The organism is Klebsiella planticola ATCC 33531 (assembly GCF_000735435.1).
In the GTDB taxonomy this organism is placed as follows: Bacteria; Pseudomonadota; Gammaproteobacteria; order Enterobacterales; family Enterobacteriaceae; genus Klebsiella; species Klebsiella planticola.
Genome location: NZ_JMPP01000004.1, coordinates 1 through 15,588 on the forward strand (window position 1 = coordinate 1; position 15,588 = coordinate 15,588).

The following is a 15,588-nucleotide window of genomic DNA, read 5'->3' on the forward strand; positions in this document are numbered from 1 at the left end:
ACAGGTCACAGGTCACAGGTCACAGGTTACAGAACAACGCTTTCGTATTGTCTAACAACGCATTCGCAATGACATCCGCAGGTTCCTGCCGCAGTTCACATAACGAGGCAAAGACGCGGGCCACCTGCTCGGGTCGATTTGGCTGCCCCTGAAAACCATTGAGCGGCATATCCGGCGCATCCGTCTCCAGCAGCAGTGCCGATAGCGGCAGACGCGCCATCACATCACGCGTTTTACTGGCACGTGGGTAGGTTATGGTCCCGCCGACGCCAATTTTATAACCTGACTGAACAAAACGTTCCGCTTGCTGCAGGCTTCCCGCGAAACCATGCACCACGCCGGTTCTCGGCAAGGCATGTTTTTTCAGCAGCATCGCCAGCGTATCGTGAGTACGGCGGGAGTGGAGAATCACCGGCAGATCGTACCGCTTCGCCAGCCGCAGCTGCGCTTCCAGCATGCTCTTCTGGCGCTCAAACTGCGGATCTTCACGATACAGATCGAGCCCCGTCTCCCCCACGGCGACCACCTTTCGGTGGCGTTGGCGCAGGCACTCTTCCAACCGCTCAAGACTGCGCTCATCATGCCGTTCGATCGCAATGGGATGCAGTCCTACGGCGGCATAAATCGCTTCATGCTGCTCCGCCAGCGCTAATACGCGGGGGAAATTTTCCGCTTCAATGGCCGGGACAATTATCTGCGTCACCCCGGCTTGCGCCGCCCGGGCAAGACTCTCGGCCGCATGGCCGGCGAAGGGCGGGAAATCAAAATGACAATGCGTATCGATAAACGTCCACGTCATGCCAGATCCTCGTTATCAAAGCTGGCATCATTAGCCTGCGGGGCAGTAACGAAAGTGGCCGGATGGGAATCGTTGGCGACGGAAGCCGCCGGCACCACAACCGAGGCCGGCTGCGTGACTCGCGGCAAATGACGCACCAGCGGTGGACGGTCTGCCAGCAGTTTGCCGACCGTCGCCAGGAAATAACGCCCGCACTGCCGCCCGGTCTTGTAGTCTTCCAGCAGCGCCGGTAGACGGCTTCCCAGCGCCATACTTTTAAGCGGTTTCTGCGGATAAATTTCCAGGATGCGCAGCTTACCCGGCGGCTTCTCAATAAACTGTTGGGTAGTGCGATAGGTGGCCTCGTGATGCTGGACCAGGTTCACAAACGGCTGCAGGCTGCTTTCCCCCAGCCAACGCTCCATTCGCTTAAACCACTGCGGGGTATAGAACATCTGTGAAGGCACCGTACGGATAACCACGATGGTTTGCGCCCCGCGTCGGGCCGCCTCCTGTACGGGAATCGCATCGCTGACACCGCCATCCAGATAGCTGATGCCATCCAGCATGACGCCGCTGCGATAAAAGCCGGGGATCGCGCTGGAAGCGCGGATCAAATCGAGCCACGTGGTCTGCGTGGGGGCAAAATAGTCTGGCGTATAATCATCGCCCCGGCAGGCGCACATCCACAGCTCTTTCCCCAGAGCGAACTGCTCTTCCGCATAGCTCATCGCCAGCGGCATTTTTTGCGCCGTGGTCTCCACCAGCCAGTCAAGGTCGATAAGATTGCCGCCGCGGACAAAACGCATAGGATCGAAAAATTGCCGGGCCGTGGTGTAACGGGTGATGACCTTGCGGGCGTAGCCCTGCTGGTTGCACATGTAGGCCGACAGGTTCTGCGCCCCGGCGGATGTCCCCAGCATAATGTCAAAGGGGTTGAATCCCGCGCGCATGAACTCATCCAGTACTCCGGCGGTAAAAATACCTCGCTGACCGCCACCCTCGCACACCAGGCCAAGCTTGCCCGGAAGAAATGGTTTGACCGACAGCGGCGCAATATTGCCAAGCGTTACGGGAATTCGATGTCCCACCCTGCTTTCCTGTTATGTTTTATTGTACCAGCCCAAAATAATCCGGCGGGGTCTCCCCCCAGCGCTCCCGGCCCGTCGGGCGACGTTCACCGCCCACAAGGGATCTGAAATCCTGGCGTCCATCGCCGCGCCGTCCTGCAATTATTACCCCCCTGAAACCACGAAAGCCAGTCCTGAGGACTGGCTTTATGTAAAACGCTATGTCATTAAAACGCCTTTCGCGTCCTGCGCGGCAGGGAAAGACCGCTTTCTATGGGCGCCGGCGCCCGGTAAACAGGCTAACCAGGAACAGAATAATACCGACGACAAAGACGATTTTTGCAGCCCAGGCAGCCGTACCCGCCAGGCTACCAAATCCTAACGCGGCGGCAATCAGTGCAATGACCAGAAAAATAATGCCCCATCGAAACATAATGTGCTCCTTACCATAGTGGATAACGGTCGCTTTTCTGCGCGCTCAGGCCGCGCATAAATCAACCCTGTCATGCTCTTTTTCTTAACTCGTCATACGTCGAATTGCTGGTGCTCGGGCGATGCCCGTGTTCCTCGATAAAATGACCTGAATAAGCGCCAGAGGATTCATTTGTTTACCTCCCGCATGTCATTCAACGCGCAATTCAAAGAGTTGAATAGTTAACGGGAAATAACGTTATTAAATGAATGGGTTTATTTAACGCTAAGATTATTTTCTACGTTTTTTACACCCGAAACGGCTTTGGCAATGTCTGCCGCGCGATCCGCCTGCTGACGAGAATCAACGGTTCCGGATAAATGTACGGTCCCGGCACGGGTTTCAACCGTGACCTTTCGCGACGGTACAATGTCATCCGCCAACAGTTTGGCTTTGACTTGACTGGTAATGGCCGTATCGCCTGCGTACCCCTTCAGGCTAGCAGACTTCTCTGCGACCACGTTCAACTGGTCATGCACGGTGGTCACGCCTTTGACCGTTTTCGCGGCGTTCACCGCCAGATCTTTTTGCTCCGCACTGTCAACCGAGCCGCTCAGCGTCACCACTTTATTCTCGGTTTTCACAGAGATATCGCTGCTGCGAATATTTTTATCGTCAATCAGCGCCGCTTTCACCCTGGCGGTGATAGTGCTGTCATCCATAAAATCGCCAACTTTGTTCAGCGAGCTGTCGACGGCCTGCCCGGCGCTGGAGGCAACCGATTGTGCGCTGTTCGCCGGCGGATTTTCTGCATATGCCGAGGCGCTTATCATGGCTGAGCCTAAGAAGAGAGCCAGCAACGTCCCGGCATCCTTTAGTCTTGTCATCTCTCTGTCCTCGTTATTTCTATATCGCTAAAGCAAAATAAGTAGCTTATTAAGCCAGAATCTTAAAAATTACTTATTAAATATAGTAGAAGGTCATGAAAGAGACGGAAAATATGCACAAAAAGTCACGCTGACGGGATCTTTAAGAACTTTCTATAACGCAGGAAACAACAACAAAATAGCGTGGAGCGCGGTGAGAGCCGCGCTCCGGAAGGGATTAGTGCTCGCGAGTTTTACGGAACAGAACGTCAGGATAGCGTTCCTGCGTCAGGTTCAGGTTAACCATCGTTGGCGCGATATATGTCAGATTATCACCGCCATCGAGGGCCAGCTGAATTTCGTTTTTACGCTTAAATTCCTCAAATTTTTTCACGTCGGTGGATTCCACCCAACGTGCGGTCGCCACGTTCACCGATTCGTAGATCGCTTCCACGTTGTATTCACTCTTCAGACGAGCCACGACCACATCAAACTGCAGCACCCCGACCGCGCCGACAATAAGATCGTTATTGGCGATCGGACGGAAGACCTGTACCGCGCCCTCTTCAGAAAGCTGTACCAGCCCTTTGAGCAGCTGCTTCTGCTTCAGCGGATCCTTCAGGCGAATGCGACGGAACAGCTCCGGTGCGAAGTTCGGGATACCGGTGAACTTCATCATCTCGCCCTGGGTGAAGGTATCACCGATCTGAATCGTGCCGTGGTTGTGCAGACCGATAATATCGCCCGGCCACGCCTCTTCCACATGAGAACGGTCGCCGGCCATAAAGGTCAGCGCATCGGAAATCACCACGTCTTTGCCCGTACGGACCTGACGCAGCTTCATGCCCTTCTCATACTTACCGGACACCACGCGCATAAAGGCCACGCGGTCACGGTGTTTCGGATCCATGTTGGCCTGAATTTTAAAGACGAAACCGGTAAATTTCTCTTCTTCCGCCGTCACTTCACGGGTATCGGTTTTGCGCGGCATCGGCGCCGGCGCCCACTCAACCAGGCCATCCAGCATATGATCCACGCCGAAGTTACCTAAGGCCGTACCAAAGAAGACCGGGGTGATTTCACCGGCGAGGAACAGATCTTTATCAAACTCGTTTGAAGCGCCCTGTACCAGCTCCAGCTCATCACGCAGCTGCTGCGCCAGATCTTCGCCGACGGCCAGATCGAGATCCGGGTTATTCAACCCTTTTACGATCCGCACTTCCTGAATCGTGTGGCCCTTACCGGTCTGATAGAGATAGGTCTCATCTTTGTAGAGATGGTACACGCCCTTAAACAGCTTACCGCAGCCAATCGGCCAGGTGATCGGCGCGCAGGCAATACGCAGCTCGTTCTCCACTTCATCCAGCAGCTCCATCGGATCGCGGATATCACGGTCGAGTTTGTTCATGAACGTCAGGATCGGCGTATCGCGCAGCCGGGTCACTTCCATCAGCTTACGAGTACGATCTTCAACGCCTTTTGCCGCATCGATGACCATCAGACAGCAGTCCACCGCCGTCAGGGTACGGTAGGTATCTTCGGAGAAGTCTTCGTGGCCCGGGGTATCCAGCAGGTTAACCAGGCTGTTGTGATACGGGAACTGCATCACTGACGTGGTAATGGAGATACCACGCTGCTTTTCCATCTCCATCCAGTCTGATTTTGCATGCTGGCTCGAACCACGGCCTTTCACGGTACCGGCGGTTTGAATCGCCTGTCCGAACAGTAATACCTTCTCGGTGATGGTCGTTTTACCGGCATCCGGGTGAGAGATAATGGCAAAAGTGCGGCGTTTAGCCACCTCTTGCAGATAAGGAGACAACGTCATAATTGATTCTTCTTTGTAAACGCGGCAACCGGCCACGCATGTGGAATACGAAAAATTGCGGCTATTTTACCCATCAATGGGGGGGAGGCAATCAGTGTTTACACAGGAGCTGCTCCAGGTCGCTTAAAGAGGTCACCGTCCAGTCGGGGTGAAGATCGGCAGGCAGTTCACGCTGATGAGCGTTCAGCCAGCAGGTGGCAAGGCCGGCATTCACCCCGCCGCGGATGTCGGACTCTGCCGTATCGCCGACCATCAGTACGCGGGAACGATCGGGATGACCCGCCTGCGCCAGCGCGTATTCGAAAATGCGCGCGTCCGGCTTCGCCACGCCGACCTCTTCAGAAATAATCAATAAATCAAAGTGATCGCGTAAGCCGGTGCGTTCCAGACGGATCTGCTGCAGCGAGGTAAACCCGTTGGTGATGATCCCCATTTTTACCTTCCCCTGCAGGGCATTCAGCAGCGATATCGCCCCCGGCAGCGGAGAGCAGATCTCGGCCATCGCATTCATAAAGGCGTCGTTGAGTTCGCCCGGCGGCACCCTGAGGCGCTCCGACCAGCTATTAAAACGCTGATGTTGCAGCTGCAGCGAAGTGATCGTACCGTTTTGATAATCCACCCACAGTGGTTTATTCACGGCCTGATAGTCCTGAAAATCTTCAGCGCTAAAGGTCACGCTATAGTCGAGAAACATTCGCTGCAGACCGGTAAAAGAATCAAACGTAAACAGCGTTTCGTCGGCATCAAAGAAAATCCAGTCCCACTTCATCGTATCACCCTGTCATTGCCCGCCCTACAGGCGTCTTGTTACAGCAGATCTGAGCATCGCAGCGTCAGACCTACCCTTAAAAAAGCCTGGCGAACAGGCTGTTACATACTGACTGGCAACGCCATTATGATCGCATCCTCACGCCCGTCGGCCGTGGGATAATAGTCACGACGAATGGTTGCCTCGTTAAAACCTAAGCTCTCGTACAGTGCGAGAGCGGCTACGTTCGACGCACGCACTTCCAGCCACAGCGTCACGACCCCGCGTTTCTCAACCTCATCAATCACCTGCTCCAGCAGCGCTCGCCCAAGGCCGCGCCGCTGAAAAGCCGGGTCGACGGCGATGTTAAACAGCGTCGCTTCATCGAGGATAATTTGCGTAATCGCAAAGGCCGCCATCTCGCCATCAACCGTCAGTTGAAGGTTCAGATAACGCTCGCCCTGATTACTGGCAAAGGTTTGTTCGCTCCACGGAAAAGCGTGGGCGCGTTGTTCTATTTGCCATGCACGGGGCAAATCAGCCGTGTTGAGGGTAGAAATCGTGTTCATGAGCGCAGATTTGTTGCCAGAGTGCCATACGGGCAGGCGCGCTGGTCTGGAGTTCATCAAAAGCGGGCGTCGAAAGCTGCGCGCCCGCCAACGGTAACGGTGCGTCAGTACCCAGCCGCCAGCTGTTGCAGCGGCTATCCTGCGGCAACATAGCCACGCGATCCGGCGTGAGCTGCAGTACCTGATCCGGCGACAGCGCCAGAGCACGCAGAATATCTCTGGCGAGCGGTTCAGTCAGCGACGGCGGGTTTTCCGCCACCATCACCAAACGAATATGCCCAGGAAGCGAGATAGCGATTTCACCCTGTAACACCCCGGGGCGACGCAGCGACCACCGGGTGATACCCAGCTGCTGTAATTGCCACTCTCGTCGGGAAGTCATAGCGAAACACTCCTGTTAATTAAGCGCGCAATATAGCAAATCCCGCTTATCTGCGCCAACAAACTACGTACGACGTGCCTGTCGCTCGGTCAGAGATGAGGTGTATAGCGTTATCCGCGCGCAGGCGGCCCCAGCAGCGCCAACAAAGAGGCAGCATTCTGGATAACGTGTATAATCGGCGCCAGTCTTAATGAAGGAGTGTTTCATGTCTGCTTTTACCCCGGCAAGTGAAGTCTTGCTGCGCCACAGTGATGATTTCGAACCCGCACGCGTTCTGTTTGCCGGTGACCTGCAGGATGACCTGCCCGCACGTCTGGACACCGCGGCCAGCCGCGCCCACACCCAACAGTTTCACCACTGGCAAGCCCTGAACGGCCAGATGGGCGAAAACGTACGTTTTAGTCTGGTAGCCGAAGCCAGCGACGTTGCCGATTGCGATACGCTGATTTACTACTGGCCAAAGAACAAACCGGAAGCGCAGTTTCAATTGATGAACCTGCTGTCGCTGCTGCCGGTCGGGATTGACGTTTTCGTCGTCGGTGAAAACCGCAGCGGCGTTCGCAGCGCCGAACAGATGCTGGCCGAATATGTCCCCCTGACGAAAGTGGACAGCGCACGTCGCTGCGGGCTGTATCACGGGCGTCTGGAAAAACAGCCGACGTTCGATCCGCAGCAGTACTGGGGCGAATACGCGCTGGAAAATCTGACCATTAAAACGCTGCCAGGCGTATTCAGCCGTGACGGACTGGACATTGGCAGCCAGCTGCTGCTCTCAACGCTGACGCCGCACACCAAAGGTAAAGTGCTCGATGTTGGCTGCGGCGCAGGCGTGCTGGCGACCGTACTGGCCAGCCACTCGCCGAAGGTCCGACTGACGCTCTGCGACGTCAGCGCGCCAGCGGTCGAAGCGAGCCGCGCAACGCTCGCCGCCAACGGCATTGAAGGTGACGTGTTCGCCAGCAATGTGTTCTCCGAAGTGAACGGTCGCTTCGACATGATTATCTCCAACCCACCGTTCCATGATGGCCTGCAGACCAGCCAGGAAGCTGCGCAAACGCTGATTCGCGGCGCGGTCCGTCATCTGAACAGCGGCGGGGAGCTGCGTATTGTCGCCAACGCCTTCCTGCCGTATCCGGATGTGCTGGATGAAGTCTTCGGCTTCCATGAAGTGATTGCTCAAACCGGTCGCTTTAAGGTTTACCGTACCGTCATGACCCGTCAGGCGAAAAAATAATTTTTTGTCTTCTCCGGCGGCAGGGCAACCCCGCCGCCGGTTCTCCCTCCGCAAATTCGACCATTTTTGCAACAATCAATCCAGGCCACACAATTAACTATTGACGAATAGCTGAAAACCACTAGAATGCGCCTCCGTGGTAACGATACTTTCATAGTGTCGATGGTATGCGAAGGTGGCGGAATTGGTAGACGCGCTAGCTTCAGGTGTTAGTGTCCTTACGGACGTGGGGGTTCAAGTCCCCCCCCTCGCACCATAAACCACGCAGATATCGCTCGCACTGTGCGAAGGTGGCGGAATTGGTAGACGCGCTAGCTTCAGGTGTTAGTGTTCTTACGGACGTGGGGGTTCAAGTCCCCCCCCTCGCACCAACGAGGCGATATCAAAAATTAAGAATACTGTGCGAAGGTGGCGGAATTGGTAGACGCGCTAGCTTCAGGTGTTAGTGTCCTTACGGACGTGGGGGTTCAAGTCCCCCCCCTCGCACCAATATTCTTACCCTTCTCTGTATTACCCCATCAGTTTCAAATTCAACGCCATCAGCATGATTCCACTGATTAACGCCACGCATGACGGTAACAGTACGAAATGCCGTAAGCGCCGGTGCCAGATCATCAATGCCGTCATCAATAGCCCGACCGTAACCAGCCCACGCCAGGCATCTACCGACAGACCAGCCCCTCCCAGTGCAGCAACCAGTATCCCAGGCAACAGCACTGCCCATCCACTGCCCAAAGCTCGCTGCAACATGTTCTCACCTTTCCAATCGATAATGATAACCAATATCATATGATAGCCTTTATCATTTGTCATGTTTTGCCTGTCAGGATATTTCGTTCTTTACGTTCGGCCTGATGACATAGATCGGTGAAGGTGATAAATTAAACGCGCCGTACTAATGTATTAAAATATTTGATTATTTCGCAAAAACCGCACTGTGTGCAGTGCTTTTTATCGTTCATTTTTGGCAGCCATCATTTTGAAATTTAATGACTAATAACGACACGCCCAATATGACTGCACAATCCTGGCAAAAACATTATGACAAAAAATATCAATATTCCTTACGGCTCTTTTTGCTGCTGACTTTTATTTCTGCGGTTTTCTCGCTAGTCAGTCCGCTGTATACCCCTGTCAGCTTTACCCTTCCCTGCGTCCTGATCGTTATTCTCAGCGCCGCCCTGGCGCTATGGCACTGGAAGTTTTCACAGCGCAAAATAAATATTCCTTTTATTTCTCTGATATTTGGTGTGCTGTGGGCCTCGCATATAACGGAAAAAGCATTGTTACTGCCAGCGCCTCATTTTAACTTTCTGGTCATTGCGTTATTAAGCATATTGTTTATTGGCGCTATTGCATTCCCCAATAATATCACTGCCTTTACCCTGCACTCTTTACCCACATTTATCGCCTGTCTGTTCCTTGCCGAAGGTGAACAGTGGTTACGTATGTTGTATTGTCTCACGCTCCCCATTGCCGGCATTACGTTGCAAAACATCATTCAAAAACGCAGCGATGCCTTTACCCAGGGGCTGATGGATAAATTACTGCAGGAACGCAACACCCTGAACGATCTGAGTATGCTGGACCCTCTCACCGGCTTATATAACCGGCGCGGCCTGCAGAACCGCCTGGATACCCTTCTGGCGGTGAGTGACAGTGACCATCATGTGCTGCTGCTGGATATTGACCACTTTAAAGCCTACAACGACCACTATGGCCATATGATGGGCGATCAGGCATTGATTCAGGTCTCCGCCGCGATTCGCAATGCCGTACGATCGCGTGATATTGTCGCGCGCTTTGGTGGTGAAGAGTTTATGGTGCTGTTAACAAACAGCACCACGGAAGCGGCTTCTCTGGCCGCAGAGCGTATCCGCCAGCAGGTCTACGATTTGAAAATTCCTCATATGTTTAATGAAAGCGTCGCCACCAATGTCACCATCAGTATTGGCATGACGCCTCTCATGGATTCCGATATCGATGGCGCCCTGAAAAGAGCCGATACGGCGCTCTACGAAGCCAAAGGCCAGGGCCGCAACATTATTCTCGCCAGCTGATCCCGCCCCGCCGCCGCGTGGTACAGCGCACGCGGCGCAGACAAATATCTTGCCATCGTCCGGACAACTAACTAGTATCACTAATCATTCTCATTTAGATTCATATCTGGCGATTTGATGGTTTACCGTTCTGCTTCATTCCGCAATGACATCGACATCATCTGGCAGGCTCCGTTGCTGCCGGCCAAAGATGCGTTGGCGAATGCAATTCGGGAAAAAATCACCACCCTTCGTCCTCATCTGCTGGATTTTCTTCGCCTGGATGAAGAGGCCCCGCCATGCGCATTGACGCTCGCTGAATGGTCTGCGCCCACGGTACTCAGCTCCCTGCTGGCCACCTGGTCCGATCATATCTATCGCAACCAGCCGACGATGCCGCGTGAACAAAAGCCGCTGCTCTCACTTTGGGCGCAATGGTACATCGGCCTGCTGGTGCCGCCGCTGATGCTGGCGCTGCTCAGTGAAGAGACCGCTATCAGCGTCGCGCCGGAGCGTTTTCGCGTTGAATTTCACGAAACGGGCCGCGCGGCCTGCTTCTGGATCGATGTCAAGGCAGACTCCTCCGCCAGAAGCCATTCGCCGCAAACGCGTATGGAAACGCTGGTGACCAACGCCCTGCTGCCGGTGGTACAGGCGCTGGAAGCAACCGGAGATATCAATGGCAAGCTTATCTGGAGCAATACCGGCTATCTGATCAACTGGTATCTGGGGGAAATGAAAGCGCTGCTGGGTGACGAGCAGGTTACAGCCCTGCGTCAACACTGCTTCTTTGAAAAGCAGTTTGCCGATGGCCAGGACAATCCGCTGTGGCGAACGGTGATTTTACGCGAAGGATTGCTGGTGCGCCGCACCTGCTGTCAACGTAATCGTCTGCCAGACGTTCATCAGTGCGGGGACTGCACGCTGAAATAATGCCATTCACGGCGGGCGGCATGCGGACCGCCCGCCGGTTATCTTATGCTGTCTGCTGGCTCTCTTCTTCCATGCGCTGAGCTTCTTCAGCCTCCTGCGCCAACAGCTGTTTCTCATACACCTTAAAGAACGGGAAGTAGATAATCGCCGAGACGCAGGCCAGAATAACCACCAGTATTGCCGCCCGGAAATCCCAGCCCAATGCCCACGCGCCGCCAATTGGCGCCGGAGCCGTCCACGGTACAACTGAAATCACTCGCCCAATCAGATCCAGCTTCATCGCCGCCCAGGCCAATATGGCGTTAACCATCGGCGCCAGCAGGAACGGAATAAAGAAGACCGGGTTCATGACGATAGGGGTGCCGAAAATAACCGGCTCGTTAATATTAAACAGGCTTGGCACGACGCTCAGTCGACCGATTGAACGCAAATGCGCCGACCGGCTGCGCAGGTAGCAGAAGACCAGCCCCATTGTGGCGCCAGACCCCCCGATAACAATAAAGAAGGTCCAGAACGCCTCCATAAAGATATGCGGCAGCGGCGCGCCCTGAGCCAGCGCCTGCTGGTTCATCCCGAGGTTAGTCAGCCAGAACATTTGCAGCATGCCAGAGACAATCGCCGCGCCGTGGATCCCGGCGAACCACAGCAAATGGCCGATCAGCACCGCCAGTAAAATCGCCGGCAGCGAGTCCGCTGCGGATACCAGGGGTTTAAAGATGGCCATGATGGCCTGCGGAATAAGCATGTCAAAATGGTGCTGAATAAACAGGCTGAGCGGATAGAGCGTCAGCACCACCACCAGTACCGGAATGAGCAGATCAAAGGAGTTTTTGATCATCGGCGGCACCTGATCCGGCAGGCGAATACCTATATTGTGCGCCTTCAGGAAACGCATCATTTCAACGCAGTACACGGCCACCAGAATCGCCGTAAAAATCCCCGTGCCGCCGAGGCTGTCGACCGGCAGGGTGCCGTTCGTTTTTGGCGCTGCCACCAGCAGAAAAGCCATAATGGACAACATGCTGCACATAAAGGGATCGAGCTGATTGGTCTTCTCATAGTGCTTGCCGAGGTTATAAGAGATCGCGGCACAAATGTAGATAGACATAATGCCCATCGTCATATCGAACGGCGTCAGAATCCGCCCTTCAAACTCTTTCGCCAAATCCAGCCAGGCGCGCGCAAACCCCCAGGTCGTATCTGGCGAAAACGGCGGGTAGGCAAAGACCAGCAGGAATGACCCGACAATCATAAACGGCATCGCCGAGATAAAACCGTCACGGATAGCCATCACGTGGCGCTGCGACGAGATTCGCCCGGCGACAGGGCTTATATAATTTTCTACAAAGCGAAATATCAGATTAAACGCAGCATGGTTAGCAGACATAGCAGCCCTCCTGACAGGCTTTAGATACTGGCCCAACAACGATTATTCTGCCGTTGTGATGAAAGTTGTTCTGTGAACGGACAACCACGCCGGCCATTCCATTCTCTATACTGTTCAAGTCAGCACGATTCATACACGGCTCTTTGTTATATGTGATACAGGGAAGTTACCCATCCAGTATTCATCTGAGCGAGCAGAACAGCAACCGGTTACAGTAACCGGTTACGGTGATTGTGAAGAAGATCCAGAAATTGGAATAATTCCTGATTCTCAATCAACAATATTTACACTCCCCCGGGCTTGTGACAGATTAAATCGGTCATTAATCAGGAGATCCCAATGAGCCTGCAGTCCGTGCGGCAGTTTTTTGCCGAACATGCCCCCGATATCGACATCATCGAACTGAATCAAAGTACGGCCACCGTTGCCCAGGCAGCCGCCGCGCATCATGTCGAACCTGGGCAAATCGCCAAGACCCTTTCATTAAAAGTGAAAGAACAGGTCATCCTTGTCGTCGCCAGCGGCAACGCCCGGCTGGATAATAAAAAACTGAAGGACGCATTTGGCGCGAAAGCGCGCATGCTCAGCAGTGACGAGGTGGTGATATTGACCGGGCATCCGGTGGGCGGCGTGTGCCCTTTCGGGCTGGAAAATCCGCTGGCGATCTACTGCGATATTTCGCTAAAACAGTACCCGGAAGTCTTACCGGCCGCAGGCGCTATCCATAGCGCAGTACGCATTTCACCGGACAGAATGGCGCAGTTGACCGAAGCCACCTGGATTGATGTTTGCCAGTAGAATCCCTGAAGCACAGCTACGCTATCCCTGCCTCCGCAGCATCTCCGCCGCACGGCGGCGGGAGATGGATCAGAATATCGGCTGCGCTCAGCAGACCGAGAGCTGAGCTGATGCCCAGCCTGGCCATCGCATTGTATTTGTGGGCATGAATGGTTTTGATATTCCGGTCCATCTGAACCGCTATCTCTGACAATGAATGGCCGCAGGCGATATAGCGAAGGATTGTTTGCTCGATTGAACTGAGGCGATGACCGTATAGCGCCTTGCGGCTGGCTGGTTCGTTAAGAGGGGCGAGTTGCTGCTCAAGTAGCTGAAATAGCTGCTCCTGCAACGTTTCACGACCGCAGGATTTATTTAACACGCCGTGCAGGTGAAATGGCACCAGTTGAGTAATTAAGTCACGCTCTTCTCCGCTATTCGCCAGAATAATTCGCAGAATATTCGGATGGGTATAAGCAGCCTCCTGAAAAAAAAGTAAACTATCCAGTCGCAGCTGACGATGACCGGAAAGTGAAAAAATAATCGCAGTGACATGCCTGATATTCATCATTTGCGTCAATGACTGAACATCTTTGAAAAAATGAACGCCACTATTTTCGTTATAACGATCGTTTAAGATAAAACGAAGCGCCGTCTCGGTCATCACGCACTGTTCGATGACAGCAATGCGTTGCGCTTCGTTACGCTTCTCCATTCCTGCGACTCTCCATATTCTGAGGATATATTTAACTCTTTCATCCCTTGTTCGCTATTAATCCAGGCATACATCTGCGCATTGCCATTCAAGGATAAACGGCGCATGGCGCTATTCTTTTGCGCGCTAATCGTTTTATTACTTTTTTTCAATAAGAAGGCTATTTGATTAATTTCCCAACCCTTTGCCAGCAGCCGTAAAACCTTGCGCTCGGATAAAGTCAAAGTGCTTACCATCTCCGGGCTCATCGACACCGTATCGGTTTGCGTATTGAGAAAAGTCGCTTTAGCACTGGAGGCAGACGACTCCTCCGGGCGCCTCGCTCCTCCCGTGCATATCGCGGCACCTAAACGTGCCACCGGCGCCGTGTCGGAAACTAATGTACTGTTATCGCGAGCTAAAAATATCTGAGCCTCGCGATCGCTGGCGCGTCCGATAATATAAACCCAATGAATATCTTTATACTGAGTCATTAAAAAACAATAATATTCACAAACTTCCTGAGGCTGGCTGAGAACGCCGGACAGGTCGACAATGACCAGCCGGGTTCGACCCAGTTCGGTTAGCGTGAGTTCCTCCGGCGAACGGCAGCGGCTGAATATATAGTCGGGGAGACATTCACTGGTGATTGTTTTTAAACCGGACTGCATAACCGGAAGTTTGCTGATGATGATGCCGTACTGATCATGTCCTGGTAACATAAATCCTCCGTTTTCTGTAGAAGATTCACGTCTGGCATAAAACAGATGGCCCCCTGGCAACCATAATATTATTTTGCCAGGTGAATCTGTGTCACCCCTGGCGAACGTTTCGGCCCTACGCTCTGTACCAAATGTTAGAGTGGGGAATTGCATTGCTGGCCTTCGCAATAAACGACATTAGCATACATAAAGAGCAACAATAAATTAGAAAAAATGAAAGCAGACTTTAGAAAGAATTACGCAAACCTATCACATCAGAGTTTATTTAATTTCATTCCTGAATGTTTTTGGCGACACGCCGCTATAGCGACGAAAAAAACGGGAAAAATAAGTTGCATCTGAAAACCCTAAGTAATCAGAAAGTTGAGTCACAGTCATCGTGGTATATTGCAAATTACGCCGCGCCTCCAGCATCAGTCTTTGGTGCAAAACACCCAGAGCACTGCAGCCATGAAATTCACGGCACAAATAATTGAGGTGCGTCGCCGACAGCCCAACCTGGCGGGCATATTCTGCCAGCGGCAGATGTTCCCGGTAATGGCTTTCAATAAGGCGGGAGAAATGACGCATGACGCTGCGCTTTCGTTCCGCTTTCCCTTCGGCGACCGACGTCGGGAGGCACTGCCGGTTCAGCCAAACCAGCAGCGCGCCTAAGAGCGAGTGCAGCATCATTTCCCGGGCATCCAGCTCTTCGCAATACTCTTCCCGTAGTGCTGTAAACAGCGCGCGGATATGCCCGCGGGAGTGCTTTACGGGCACGCACTGCGGCTGAGCGAGAACATCAAGCTGACGGCCAAACTGGCGTTCAAAATGGCTGAGCAGCGGCAGCGCCAGCGACAGAACATAACCCTGAGTGCCGGGTGAAAAACGAAACCCATGAATGCACAACGCCGGTACCACCTGAATACAGGATTCGGTCATCACGGTAGTTGTCCCTTCAATTTCGATCTCCGCCCTGCCTTTATGTAAATAGAGCAGCTGCACCATCTCCGCATGCTGATGCATGCGGATATGCCACTCATACAGGCTGCTGCGCTGCACAATCGACTCGCAGTGCAGGAGATCGGGCGTAGGCCAGTCGCGCTCTTCGCCATACAATTTAAAAACGGGAACGGTATTGGTGTCCTGCATGACAACTCCAGCTGTTGA

17 protein-coding genes and 3 tRNA genes are annotated in these 15,588 nt (G+C 53.6%); 7 read left to right on the top strand and 13 right to left on the bottom strand.

Going from position 1 to position 15,588, the window contains the following annotated elements:
* Nucleotides 1-19 precede the first annotated feature (19 nt).
* The 8 genes from GRPL_RS24285 to GRPL_RS24255 all read right to left on the bottom strand — a co-directional run bounded on the left by GRPL_RS24285 (nt 20) and on the right by GRPL_RS24255 (nt 6,653).
* Nucleotides 20-799, bottom strand: coding sequence for a TatD family hydrolase (locus tag GRPL_RS24285; RefSeq protein WP_032698204.1), 780 nt, complete (start codon nt 797-799; stop codon nt 20-22).
* The gene (locus GRPL_RS24280; protein ID WP_032689578.1) at nt 796-1,869 is read right to left on the bottom strand and encodes a patatin-like phospholipase family protein; all 1,074 of its coding nucleotides are present in this window, start codon (nt 1,867-1,869) and stop codon (nt 796-798) included. Before GRPL_RS24280 ends, GRPL_RS24285 begins: the two co-directional genes overlap by 4 nt.
* 250 nt (nt 1,870-2,119) lie before the next feature.
* Nucleotides 2,120-2,281 (bottom strand): DUF1328 domain-containing protein, encoded by a 162-nt coding sequence (locus GRPL_RS26390; RefSeq protein ID WP_004857650.1) that lies wholly within the window; start codon nt 2,279-2,281, stop codon nt 2,120-2,122.
* A gap of 254 nt (nt 2,282-2,535) precedes the next feature.
* On the bottom strand, nt 2,536-3,147 hold the full coding sequence (gene osmY, locus GRPL_RS24275) for a molecular chaperone OsmY (RefSeq protein ID WP_032689579.1): 612 nt from the start codon (nt 3,145-3,147) through the stop codon (nt 2,536-2,538).
* A 217-nt stretch (nt 3,148-3,364) separates the two neighbouring features.
* Nucleotides 3,365-4,954 carry a peptide chain release factor 3 gene (gene prfC, locus GRPL_RS24270; RefSeq protein WP_004857644.1) on the bottom strand — a complete coding sequence of 530 codons (1,590 nt, stop codon included), beginning with the start codon at nt 4,952-4,954 and terminating at the stop codon, nt 3,365-3,367.
* Between the two features lie 91 nt (nt 4,955-5,045).
* The gene (gene yjjG, locus GRPL_RS24265; protein ID WP_032698205.1) at nt 5,046-5,723 is read right to left on the bottom strand and encodes a pyrimidine 5'-nucleotidase; all 678 of its coding nucleotides are present in this window, start codon (nt 5,721-5,723) and stop codon (nt 5,046-5,048) included.
* A 101-nt stretch (nt 5,724-5,824) separates the two neighbouring features.
* Nucleotides 5,825-6,271 (bottom strand): ribosomal protein S18-alanine N-acetyltransferase, encoded by a 447-nt coding sequence (gene rimI / locus GRPL_RS24260; protein WP_032689581.1) that lies wholly within the window; start codon nt 6,269-6,271, stop codon nt 5,825-5,827.
* A complete protein-coding gene (locus GRPL_RS24255; RefSeq protein ID WP_032698206.1) occupies nt 6,240-6,653 on the bottom strand; it encodes a DNA polymerase III subunit psi in 414 nt (137 codons plus the stop codon). Before GRPL_RS24255 ends, rimI begins: the two co-directional genes overlap by 32 nt.
* 205 nt (nt 6,654-6,858) lie before the next feature.
* On the opposite strand from GRPL_RS24255, the gene rsmC reads away from it, so the two are divergent.
* The 4 genes from rsmC to GRPL_RS24235 all read left to right on the top strand — a co-directional run bounded on the left by rsmC (nt 6,859) and on the right by GRPL_RS24235 (nt 8,376).
* Entirely contained in the window at nt 6,859-7,887 is a 1,029-nt protein-coding gene (rsmC, locus tag GRPL_RS24250) for a 16S rRNA (guanine(1207)-N(2))-methyltransferase RsmC (protein ID WP_032697940.1), read from the top strand.
* Between the two features lie 169 nt (nt 7,888-8,056).
* Nucleotides 8,057-8,143 (top strand) — tRNA-Leu (locus tag GRPL_RS24245).
* Nucleotides 8,144-8,171: 28 nt separating this feature from the next.
* Nucleotides 8,172-8,258, top strand: a tRNA-Leu gene (locus tag GRPL_RS24240).
* Between the two features lie 31 nt (nt 8,259-8,289).
* Nucleotides 8,290-8,376 (top strand) — tRNA-Leu (locus GRPL_RS24235).
* 21 nt (nt 8,377-8,397) lie between these two features.
* Here GRPL_RS24235 and GRPL_RS24230 read toward each other — a convergent pair.
* Nucleotides 8,398-8,637 (bottom strand): DUF1435 domain-containing protein, encoded by a 240-nt coding sequence (locus tag GRPL_RS24230; RefSeq protein WP_032689583.1) that lies wholly within the window; start codon nt 8,635-8,637, stop codon nt 8,398-8,400.
* 263 nt (nt 8,638-8,900) lie between these two features.
* Here GRPL_RS24230 and GRPL_RS24225 point away from each other — a divergent pair, with 263 nt between their 5' ends.
* Together GRPL_RS24225 and fhuF are read left to right on the top strand one after the other, a co-directional pair.
* Nucleotides 8,901-9,947 (top strand): GGDEF domain-containing protein, encoded by a 1,047-nt coding sequence (locus GRPL_RS24225; RefSeq protein WP_032689584.1) that lies wholly within the window; start codon nt 8,901-8,903, stop codon nt 9,945-9,947.
* A 117-nt stretch (nt 9,948-10,064) separates the two neighbouring features.
* Nucleotides 10,065-10,859, top strand: coding sequence for a siderophore-iron reductase FhuF (gene fhuF / locus GRPL_RS24220; RefSeq protein ID WP_032698207.1), 795 nt, complete (start codon nt 10,065-10,067; stop codon nt 10,857-10,859).
* A 43-nt stretch (nt 10,860-10,902) separates the two neighbouring features.
* On the opposite strand, the gene GRPL_RS24215 is transcribed toward fhuF, so the two are convergent.
* Nucleotides 10,903-12,246 (bottom strand): PTS sugar transporter subunit IIC, encoded by a 1,344-nt coding sequence (locus GRPL_RS24215; RefSeq protein ID WP_032689586.1) that lies wholly within the window; start codon nt 12,244-12,246, stop codon nt 10,903-10,905.
* Nucleotides 12,247-12,585: 339 nt separating this feature from the next.
* Between GRPL_RS24215 and GRPL_RS24210 the strand changes: the two genes are divergently transcribed.
* Nucleotides 12,586-13,044 carry a YbaK/EbsC family protein gene (locus GRPL_RS24210; protein ID WP_032689587.1) on the top strand — a complete coding sequence of 153 codons (459 nt, stop codon included), beginning with the start codon at nt 12,586-12,588 and terminating at the stop codon, nt 13,042-13,044.
* Nucleotides 13,045-13,060: 16 nt separating this feature from the next.
* Here GRPL_RS24210 and bglJ read toward each other — a convergent pair whose 3' ends face one another.
* The 3 genes from bglJ to GRPL_RS24195 all read right to left on the bottom strand — a co-directional run bounded on the left by bglJ (nt 13,061) and on the right by GRPL_RS24195 (nt 15,570).
* Nucleotides 13,061-13,738, bottom strand: coding sequence for a DNA-binding transcriptional activator BglJ (bglJ, locus tag GRPL_RS24205; protein ID WP_032698208.1), 678 nt, complete (start codon nt 13,736-13,738; stop codon nt 13,061-13,063).
* Nucleotides 13,687-14,439: a helix-turn-helix domain-containing protein gene (locus GRPL_RS24200; protein ID WP_032698209.1), complete on the bottom strand. Its 753-nt coding sequence runs from the start codon at nt 14,437-14,439 to the stop codon at nt 13,687-13,689. Before GRPL_RS24200 ends, bglJ begins: the two co-directional genes overlap by 52 nt.
* A gap of 261 nt (nt 14,440-14,700) precedes the next feature.
* Nucleotides 14,701-15,570: a helix-turn-helix domain-containing protein gene (locus tag GRPL_RS24195; RefSeq protein ID WP_032689590.1), complete on the bottom strand. Its 870-nt coding sequence runs from the start codon at nt 15,568-15,570 to the stop codon at nt 14,701-14,703.
* Between the last annotated feature and the right edge of the window lie 18 nt (nt 15,571-15,588).

What these genes read in the sequence shown, in the direction of transcription:
- GRPL_RS24285 (WP_032698204.1), bottom strand. Translation starts at nt 799, where the DNA reads ATGACGTGGACGTTTATCGATACGCATTGTCATTTTGATTTCCCGCCC.
- GRPL_RS26390 (WP_004857650.1), bottom strand. Translation starts at nt 2,281, where the DNA reads ATGTTTCGATGGGGCATTATTTTTCTGGTCATTGCACTGATTGCCGCC.
- osmY (WP_032689579.1), bottom strand. Translation starts at nt 3,147, where the DNA reads ATGACAAGACTAAAGGATGCCGGGACGTTGCTGGCTCTCTTCTTAGGC.
- prfC (WP_004857644.1), bottom strand. Translation starts at nt 4,954, where the DNA reads ATGACGTTGTCTCCTTATCTGCAAGAGGTGGCTAAACGCCGCACTTTT.
- yjjG (WP_032698205.1), bottom strand. Translation starts at nt 5,723, where the DNA reads ATGAAGTGGGACTGGATTTTCTTTGATGCCGACGAAACGCTGTTTACG.
- rimI (WP_032689581.1), bottom strand. Translation starts at nt 6,271, where the DNA reads ATGAACACGATTTCTACCCTCAACACGGCTGATTTGCCCCGTGCATGG.
- GRPL_RS24255 (WP_032698206.1), bottom strand. Translation starts at nt 6,653, where the DNA reads ATGACTTCCCGACGAGAGTGGCAATTACAGCAGCTGGGTATCACCCGG.
- rsmC (WP_032697940.1), top strand. Translation starts at nt 6,859, where the DNA reads ATGTCTGCTTTTACCCCGGCAAGTGAAGTCTTGCTGCGCCACAGTGAT.
- GRPL_RS24230 (WP_032689583.1), bottom strand. Translation starts at nt 8,637, where the DNA reads ATGTTGCAGCGAGCTTTGGGCAGTGGATGGGCAGTGCTGTTGCCTGGG.
- GRPL_RS24225 (WP_032689584.1), top strand. Translation starts at nt 8,901, where the DNA reads ATGACTGCACAATCCTGGCAAAAACATTATGACAAAAAATATCAATAT.
- fhuF (WP_032698207.1), top strand. Translation starts at nt 10,065, where the DNA reads ATGGTTTACCGTTCTGCTTCATTCCGCAATGACATCGACATCATCTGG.
- GRPL_RS24215 (WP_032689586.1), bottom strand. Translation starts at nt 12,246, where the DNA reads ATGTCTGCTAACCATGCTGCGTTTAATCTGATATTTCGCTTTGTAGAA.
- GRPL_RS24210 (WP_032689587.1), top strand. Translation starts at nt 12,586, where the DNA reads ATGAGCCTGCAGTCCGTGCGGCAGTTTTTTGCCGAACATGCCCCCGAT.
- bglJ (WP_032698208.1), bottom strand. Translation starts at nt 13,738, where the DNA reads ATGGAGAAGCGTAACGAAGCGCAACGCATTGCTGTCATCGAACAGTGC.
- GRPL_RS24200 (WP_032698209.1), bottom strand. Translation starts at nt 14,439, where the DNA reads ATGTTACCAGGACATGATCAGTACGGCATCATCATCAGCAAACTTCCG.
- GRPL_RS24195 (WP_032689590.1), bottom strand. Translation starts at nt 15,570, where the DNA reads ATGCAGGACACCAATACCGTTCCCGTTTTTAAATTGTATGGCGAAGAG.